Genomic DNA, 1,776 nt, shown 5'->3' on the forward strand with positions numbered 1-1,776 from the left:
GGGGGCAGCATTCTAAGCAGAGATGCCCAGACTTCCCTCTCCCCAGACACTTCCTCCAGCTCTTCCGGAGGGATACCGAGGCGTTCCCAGGCCAGCCGAGAGACATAGTCCCTCCAACGTGTCCGAGGTCTTCCCCGGGGTCTCCTCCCGGTGGGACATGCCCTGAACACCTCCCCAGGGAGGCGTCCAGGAGGCATCCGAAACAGGTGCCCGAGCCACCTCAGCTGGTTCCTCTCGATGTGGAGGAGCAGCGGATCTACTCTGAGCTCCTCCCGAGTGACCGAGCTCCTCACCCTATCTCTAAGGGAGCGCCCAGCCACCCTGCGAAGGAAACTCATTTCGGCCGCCTGTATCCGGGATCTTGTCCTTTCGGTCATGACCCAAAGCTCATGACCATAGGTGAGAGTAGGAACGTAGATCGACCGGTAGATCGAGAGCTTCGCCTTACAGCTCAGCTCCTTCTTTACCACGACAGACCGGTACATCAACCGCATCACTGCAGAAGCTGCACCAATCCGCCTATCGACCTCCCGCTCCATCCTGCCCTCACTCGTGAACAAGACCCCAAGATACTTGAACTCCTCCACTTGAGGCAAGAGTTCTCCACCAACCCGGGGGGCAGCATTCTAAGCAGAGATGTCCAGACTTCACACTCCCCAGACTCTTCCTCCAGCTCTTCCAGAGGAATACCGAGGCATTCCCAGGCCAGYCGAGAGACATAGTCCCTCCAGCGTGACCTAGGTCTTCCACAGGACAACATCATCTGCAAAGAGCAGAGACGAGATCCTGTGGTTCCCAAACCAGACTCCCTCCGGCCCCTGGCTCCGAGCCACCTCAGCTGGCTCCTCTCGATGTGGAGGAACCGGTGACAAAGGGCAGCCCCCTCCCGAGTGACCGAGCTCCTCACCCTATCTCTAAGGGAGCACCGAGCCACCCTGCGGAGGAAACTTCCGGTCGTACAGGGACCGGACAGCCCTTAGCAAAGGGCCCCGGACACCATACTCCGACCATTGGTGAGAGTAGGAACGTAGAGGGACACAGTCGAATGCCTTCTCCAGATCCACCTCAGCTCCTTCTTTACCACGACAGACCGGTACATTGACCGCATTACTGCAGAAGCTGCACCAATCCGCCTATCGACCTCCCGCTCCATCCCGAAAACCGCTTTGTTCCTCCTGAATCCGAGGTTCGACTATCGGCCGAATTCTCCTCTCCAGGACCCTGGCATAGACTTTCCCAGGAAGGCTGAGGAGTGTAATCCCCCTGTAGTTGGAACACACCCTCCGGTCCCCTTTCTTAAAGAGAGGGACCACCACCCCGGTCTGCCAGTCCAGAGGTACTGTCCCCATCCGCCACGCAATGTTGCAGAGACGTGTCAGCCAGGACAGCCCCACAACATCCAGAGATTTGAGGTACTCAGGGCGGATCTCATCCACCCCCGGCGCCTTGCCGCCAAGGAGCTTCTTAACTACCCTGGTGACTTCAGCTTGGGTGATGGACGAGTCCACCTCCAAGCCCTCTGCCTCTGCCTCCTCTGTGGAGCAATGCGAACCAAGCTCCTGCTCCGATCGTACAGGGACCGGACAGCCCTTAGCAAAGGGCCCCGGACACCATACTCCCAGAGAACCCCCCACAGGGCACCACGAGGGACACAGTCGAATGCCTTCTCCAGATCCACAAAGCACATGTGAACTGATTGGGCAAACTCCCATAAACCCTCCAGCACCCTAAAGAGAGTATAGAGCTGGTCCAGTGTTCCACGACTGGGACGAAAAC

General features: G+C 58.4%; 1 protein-coding gene. It reads right to left on the bottom strand.

All coding sequences use genetic code 11. The features are described 5' to 3' along the window. Positions 1-596: hypothetical protein (locus D4A39_RS18910; protein ID WP_147393935.1), on the bottom strand; the 596-nt coding region annotated here is incomplete at its 3' end. Positions 597-1,776 lie beyond the last annotated feature (1,180 nt).

This window comes from Alcanivorax profundi (assembly GCF_003597125.1).
Lineage (GTDB): Bacteria > Pseudomonadota > Gammaproteobacteria > Pseudomonadales > Alcanivoracaceae > Alcanivorax > Alcanivorax profundi.